We start from the raw sequence: 6,428 nt of genomic DNA, 5'->3' as shown, positions 1-6,428 counted from the left end.
ACCTCAGCCACCGTCTCGGTCGAATGGGGTGGTGTCCCGGGCGGACGCGTCTTGTCGCGCAGCAGACCCTCGACGCCCGCCTCGGCGTAGCGCCGCTGCCAGCGCCACACGGCCGGACGGCTGACGCCCGCTCGCCGGGCGACGTCCTGGACACTCAGGCGCTCGGCCGAGAGCAAGACGATGCGGGCGCGCTGGATATGTTTGAGCGGGCGAGAGCGGTCGCTGGCGATCGCAGCCAGCCGTGCCGCGTCGCTCGCATCGAGAAGAACGCATACCGTCTGAGCCATGGCCCAGACTCGCACGCCTCACCGCCTGCGTGAATCCTCCGTCCGCGTCACTGCACTAGGCGAAAGCAGGCGGCGAGCAGAGCTCGATGATCGAGTGAACCTTTACAGCCCGCGGCATACGATTGCGCGTTGGATGCGGAAGGAGCGAGTGCCGTTCGAGGAGCTCTCAGGGCAGCTTGGCCATCGAGTGCGGGGTTTCGCGATTACCGAGATCTACGCCGCTTACTCTCCGGACTATCAGGCACTCGCCACCGCGGCGATTGAGAAGCTGCTGCAAGCAATCATCGGGCAATCCCAATCCTGCAAGCTCCTGACCTTATCGGCAGAAAGACAAACAGAGCGGACAGGCATCGCGGCTTGATGCACTCACCCCGCCGCCCGATCAACCTCTCATGGCCCCTTTGCGCCCAATCCGGCGGTTTATGCGCGTTCAGCAATGGCCTCAAAGCGGACATCAAGAGAGAGAGAGCTCAATGACCTTCGACGTCACAATGCCGACTGTGAAGTATGCCGCCCGCTTACAGTCGGGTGCGGCGTTCCTCACGGACGTGATGCCGCCTATGGTTTGCGGCAATTTCAAAAGCAACGCTTCAATATGCGTTCCATAAATGTAAGCTGCTCATACCTACGCGTACAGTCAACTTGATCGATCATGTTTTGGCTTGGATTTTTAATTGGCTCTAGGTAGCCGCCGAGATAGCCCGTTCCCCGGTAATAATGCACCACGAACGGGCCATTATATGTTAGCCAACTACCATAATCCCCCTTTCTGTAAAGGCCATTCTCGGGGAGCTGTGTATACCTCGGCACAAAAATACGCCTGTAACTGGCCAGATTTCCGGATTGAACACAGTAATCTCGTGGCCATTACGCATAACATCGGATATATCGAAGCGCGGACGAGACTTGATTGATCTCCGGTTGAAGTATATATTGCCGGCTTTAATATCATCATCTGTCATTTCTCTTTCATTGGAAAACCTTTTACCCATAGCCCTCTCTCGTAAGCAACCACCCGCACCGCTATCCGCTCGGATATCGAGGTCAATGTACATAGTTTGACCATCGCTTGCTTCTAAAAGTTGATCTAGGCGAGTGAACTGCTCACGCTCATCATCGTTCATTCGTGTCGGCACTTGAAAATCAGAATGACAAACAAGTTTAAGCTCAAAGCTTGGAAGTCGGCCATCTGAGCGGAGAAGCGGGTATAGGGCTTTGTCGAAAACAAAGACGATCAAGAGCAAAATGAGGCCTACTACAAATAAAGCGCCAAGACTATAACCAATTTTGTTAAAACTTTTGTGGACCTGTGCGTTGCCCCCTATGCCTATGCCACCAGACACATCGACCGATAGATTGTCCTGAGTAGGAGCCTTGCTCGAATCGGCTGATTTAATTTTGGGTCGTTCTATTATAAATTTTAATACAATCCAAAAAGCGGCCGATAGCGACGCTATGCCACCACCTACCCATGTGAGAAGGGCGCGGTTCTCTGGGTTCCGTAGAAACTCTAACAGGCTTTCCATTGTTAATCAGTTCGCTGGCAAACACGCAGATGAAAGCGCAGCCTACACCACCCGATTTTCGGTCTGCCAATAAAAAAATCAAACACTAAACTCGAACACACAGCGCAATTTCGCTGGAGGAAAGTGTTCGTTTTGCGCTTAGGGTGGCCGGAGAAGCGCAGCGAGAAACACCTCGGCCCCTGTCGTCGGGTGTTCCTGGACGAGACGGCTGCGGCCACCAACATGGCGCGCCGCTATGGTTCGGCTCCGCGCGGCGAGCGCTGCCGGCTCGCAGCCCCGCAGGGGCATGTATGGACACCCCCTCGGGTGCAAGCAGTATCTCTGGACAAGCGCTGCGCGTGATCGGGTGCTGCCATGTGTCCGGCCTCTGATGCGGTGGGTGACATGCCGCGGGCCCGTATGGGAGTGCGAGAGTCGAGACCACATCACTACAGCGCGCTCGAAGCGCTTCCCCTGCGCCTGGTTCTCCCAACTCCGTCTCACCGACGTTGCGCCATACCTGTCCGTCGACCTCCTCATGCCCTCCGACAGCCTCGCGTCCGCCCCGCCTACGCGGTGACGGCCGGAGCTCGGTAGACCCCGCCCTTCGTGAGAAGGGCCCCCGCGATGCGCGCGTTCTTGTTGGCGACCGCTACGATGACCAGCATCGGCGGTTTGCGCGCCAGCATTCGGCCCAGCCACGAGTCCGCCGGCACGCCCTGCGCTTGGCCCAGCGCACCACCGCGCTGGCGGCAATGATGAGCAGGCGCCGCAGCGTCCGCTCGCCCATGCGCGAGGTGCGACCGAGGCGTTCCTTGCCGCCGGTCGAGCGCTGCACCGGTCTTAGCCCGACCCAGACTGCAAAGTCGCGGCCCGAGCGGAACGTCTCGACGGGCGGGGCCAGGGCCTCGATGGCCGTGGCGATCAGCGGGCCGATGCCCGGTACGCTCATCAGCCGCCGGGCCGTGTCGTCGGCCTTGGCGCGCGCGGCAATCTCGGCATCGAGGGCTGCGGTCTGCTCCTGCAGGTGGCGGAGCGCCCCGACGAGAACGGCGAGGCTGCCGCGGGCGGCCGGAGGAAGATCCGATGCTGGATCCTCGATCTGCGCGATCAGCCGCTCGCCGTGGGCTGGCCCTTGCGGGGCGATCTGGCCGTACTCGGCGAGGTGGCCACGGATCGCGTTGATGAGCTGGGTACGCTGGCCGACGAGTACGTCGCGGGTCCGGAAGATCACCGCGGAGGCCTGCTTGGCCTCACTCTTCACGGCTACGAAGCGCATGGTCGGACGCTGCGCGGCCTCGCAGATCGCCTCGGCATCGGCCGCATCGTTCTTCTGCCGTTTGATGAAGGGCTTCACATAAGCGGGCGCGATCAGCTTCACCGTATGGCCGAGCTTGCCGATCTCCCGGCCCCAGTGATGCGCGCCTGGACAGGCCTCCAAAGCGACGACGCACGAGGGCTGAGCGGCGAAGAAGGCCAGCACCTGATCTCGCCGCAGCTTCCTGCGGAAGACCGGCGCACCGGCGGCATCCGCGCCGTGCGCCTGGAAGACGTTCTTGGCCAGATCCAGGCCGATGGTGCTAACCTCTGTCACGGACGCCTCCCTCTAGTGGTTCTCAACACCACCATCCTGGCACATCGATGCCGTCGAGGGGCGTCCACGCCATCACTACAAGACGACGACCATCACCGCCGCCCTGCGCACGAGCGGGCTGTGTGCCACCGCGCTATTGGATGACTCCACAAACGGCACGCGCTTCCGCAGCTACGTCACCGACACGCTGATCCCGGTGCTGCAGCCGGGCGACGTCGTCGTCATGGATAACCTGCCAGCCCACAAAGTCGCCGACGTGCTGGACGCGATCGAGGCCGCAGGAGCGCTGCTGCTCTACCTTCCGTCCTACAGCCCTGATTCAACCCGATCGAGCAGGTCTTCGCGAAGCTGAAGGCTCTGTTGCGCAGCGCGGCCGCTCGCACGATCTCGGATCTCTGGGCGGCGATCCGTCAGGCCTGCACATGCTTCACGCCGCAGGAGTGCCGCAACTACATCGCCGCAGCCGGCTACGAGAACGACTTGGCCGTCGCTACTTGTCCGGAAACAGCTCTAAAATCCGATCGAGTATATACGGTGACAGCTCACGCCTAAAGCGGCCACAATGCAAACCGATGATTCTTAGAAACATGCCCGAATATTTCACCCAAAAACAGCATCGCTTAAAAGGCATTCTCCGCAGAAAGTTGTTTTTCAATAGCCTCGGATAAGATATAGTTTGTTAATGTCTTAGTAATTGCGCACTGCATGGATCGCGCCTGATCCATGGCAACAGTTTTCAAAGGAGATCCCTGGCCATAATTAGTCAATACACGCGTAACTCCACACCCGCCCCCACATATACCTCTATAGGAACAGGTTGAGCATATTGGGTCGTGGTCTATATGTAGACAATTCTCTACATGCCGTACGGCTTCTTCACATACTATTGGAGATGCAGCAAGATCTCCGATTTCTAATTCCTTGTTCCCAACAAACCACGTGCATGGATATATCTTTCCATCGTAAGTTAATGTAGGAAGTAGACCAAAACCCGCATTACATCCGTGTTTCCAATCGAGTGGGCCGCCCGCTCGGTCTCTATATCGATCAACGTACCTGTTGATCAGCGATGAATTTCTATCTAAGCCACTCGTAATTGCGTCGGCAATATCATTATATCCTGGCATCAAGTTGCTTGGGAAGACAAAGCCGTCGGAATTGACCGGGCGAAGCAATCCAAGTTCTGTAGGCTCCACCGATCCTAAGCTAGCATGTGTTTGCTCAACCTCCTCAAGGATCCCAACATTCAGTGAGGTCAAGGTACATCTTAGCATATATGGCACGCCGTGTTCAGATAACGTCCCGATGCTCATTTTCACGCGATCAAAACTGTTCGAGTTCCGGCCCTTCATAGGCCTGAGCCTGTTTTGCACTTCAGGGGGACCATCAACGTCGATAGTCAGATAGATCTGGTTTTCTTTGACAACTTCAATAAAACCTTCTGGTATAAAGGAAAGGTTTGTCTGCATAGCAAAACTGATCGTCCGGCCATTAACATCATTCCCGACGGCATTCTTACAAAAATCAAGGATTTTTAGAATAGTTGGCCAGGACAAGAGCGGCTCACCCCCGAAAAGAGTTATGCCAAGATGCCCCCCTGGGGCCAAGAGATCCAAAAATGATAAAATGCCGCGTTTAGCGATCTCAAAGCTCATCTCTCGCCGAGCTGGCGCTTCGTAAGTTTCCTTACCCTCCAAGCAGTAAACGCATGCCAGGTTACAATATTGGTTTAGTACCAGGAAAAGTGAAACGTGCTCTGGCTTTTCAGTTATACGGCGTGGATTTGAGACTTTAGATTGATTTGGATGAACGTCGTATATCACTGCGCTTTCGATAAAGGCCTCTATCAAAGAATCGGGCAGACAATTCTTTATATCGTCGATACAAAAGGGGCTGATGCTTGATATATTTTCTAGAATTTCTGAGACCTCATCTTTTGATGCGTTTAGAAGAATCGGTCGCATCCTGCCACCTTCCGCGACGATAGTTCCTCCTCGATGGCCAAAGCAGATAATATCAGGCGAAAGTCTGTATAAGGAAGTGCGATCACTCACGTATAAGCCTCCTTATTGAATAGCACAATTACGAGATCTACTTCTTACGCATCTAGAGCAACAATTTTCACTCCTTGCAGGATTAGCTGTCGCTAGGGGATACGCGACTGTAGCGGCAGCAATAACTGTCAAGCCGATAGTTGATTTTGCAAGGAGCGCGAGCGCCTTCCGGCGGTGCGGGTTCGCCTCGTCGTGCGAACGTAGCGACGTGTCTACCATGACGAACTCCCTCATTGAGAGCGACATCTTCAGATCACACAAAATTTTTGTCAAGCGTTCCATACGGTAATACAGTAATCAAGCAGGATCTCAAAAGATCGAATTATATAACCGTCTTATGAAAGGTAAAATAAGGTGCCAATATAACAATTATGAAAATTAAATTGGTATTCTTGATTATAGATACCCATTTCAGCTCGTTTTCATTTTACGATCACCATACCATCGTGTGTTTTCAGACCGGATCTATGCTATAAAAAATTTGAACATACTTTATTCGCGTTATTTTTGGGTGCAGAATGGAGCCAGGGGACACCGAGGCACGACGTGCTAAGCCTGAGAGTCCAAGAAATCTTAGTGCCGCCGAAGGATGAGCTTCCGGGCCTCATTCGGCAGCCTGCTGAACTGCCGCCAGGGCTAGTGCACTGACTCAGACGGATGGTTCAGGGAATCGGCTGACGGCGGCGAGGATGTCGGTGGCGGGTTTGGTCCAGACGAAGGGTTTGGCGCTCCGGTTGTGCTCGGCGATGTAGCGTTTGATGGCCGCCTGCAGGTCGACGACGCCGGTGAAGGAGCCTCGCCGCAGCCGACGACGGGTCAGCGCTGAGAAGAAGCCCTCGACCGCGTTGAGCCACGAGGCCGAGGTCGGGGTGAAGTGGAACGTCCAGCGCAGGTGCCGGGCGAGCCAGGCGCGCACCTTCGGATGTTTGTGGGTGGCGACGTTGTCGAGGATCGCGTGGATCGCCTTGCCGGGCGGGACGGCGGCCTC

Annotated in this window: 5 protein-coding genes and 3 pseudogenes; 3 read left to right on the top strand and 5 right to left on the bottom strand. The window is 55.9% G+C overall.

Annotated elements, in window-relative coordinates:
* Positions 1–287 (bottom strand): helix-turn-helix domain-containing protein (locus BLT59_RS30300; RefSeq protein WP_139174101.1); only part of this gene is annotated, 287 nt, incomplete at its 3' end.
* Positions 288–435: 148 nt separating this feature from the next.
* Between BLT59_RS30300 and BLT59_RS30295 the strand changes: the two genes are divergently transcribed.
* On the top strand, positions 436–648 hold the full coding sequence (locus BLT59_RS30295; RefSeq protein ID WP_139174172.1) for a hypothetical protein: 213 nt from the start codon (positions 436–438) through the stop codon (positions 646–648).
* 382 nt (positions 649–1,030) lie between these two features.
* Here the strand turns inward: BLT59_RS30295 and BLT59_RS31015 are convergent, their stop codons facing one another.
* Complete coding sequence (locus BLT59_RS31015) at positions 1,031–1,813, bottom strand: hypothetical protein (protein WP_139174171.1); 783 nt, start codon at positions 1,811–1,813, stop codon at positions 1,031–1,033.
* A 171-nt stretch (positions 1,814–1,984) separates the two neighbouring features.
* Between BLT59_RS31015 and BLT59_RS31010 the strand changes: the two are divergent.
* Positions 1,985–2,101, top strand: a pseudogene (locus tag BLT59_RS31010) (IS630 family transposase); the annotation flags it as partial.
* Between the two features lie 260 nt (positions 2,102–2,361).
* On the opposite strand, the pseudogene BLT59_RS30285 reads toward BLT59_RS31010, so the two are convergent.
* Positions 2,362–3,386, bottom strand: a pseudogene (locus BLT59_RS30285) (IS110 family transposase).
* A gap of 73 nt (positions 3,387–3,459) precedes the next feature.
* Here BLT59_RS30285 and BLT59_RS30280 point away from each other — a divergent pair.
* Positions 3,460–3,938: pseudogene (locus BLT59_RS30280) on the top strand (transposase); the annotation flags it as partial.
* A gap of 68 nt (positions 3,939–4,006) precedes the next feature.
* Here the strand turns inward: BLT59_RS30280 and BLT59_RS31005 are convergent.
* Together BLT59_RS31005 and BLT59_RS30270 are read right to left on the bottom strand one after the other, a co-directional pair.
* Positions 4,007–5,440 (bottom strand): radical SAM/SPASM domain-containing protein, encoded by a 1,434-nt coding sequence (locus tag BLT59_RS31005; protein WP_139174170.1) that lies wholly within the window; start codon positions 5,438–5,440, stop codon positions 4,007–4,009.
* 649 nt (positions 5,441–6,089) lie between these two features.
* A partial coding sequence (locus BLT59_RS30270; RefSeq protein WP_175544175.1) for a transposase occupies positions 6,090–6,428 on the bottom strand: 339 nt, incomplete at its 5' end.

The organism is Methylobacterium sp. UNC378MF (assembly GCF_900103195.1).
In the GTDB taxonomy this organism is placed as follows: Bacteria; Pseudomonadota; Alphaproteobacteria; order Rhizobiales; family Beijerinckiaceae; genus Methylobacterium.
The sequence above is the reverse complement of the archived record's forward strand: the minus strand, read 5'-3'. Positions and strand labels throughout refer to the sequence as shown.

Coding starts and splice junctions, on each gene's coding strand:
- BLT59_RS31015 (WP_139174171.1), bottom strand. CDS start 1,813: ATGGAAAGCCTGTTAGAGTTTCTACGGAACCCAGAGAACCGCGCCCTT.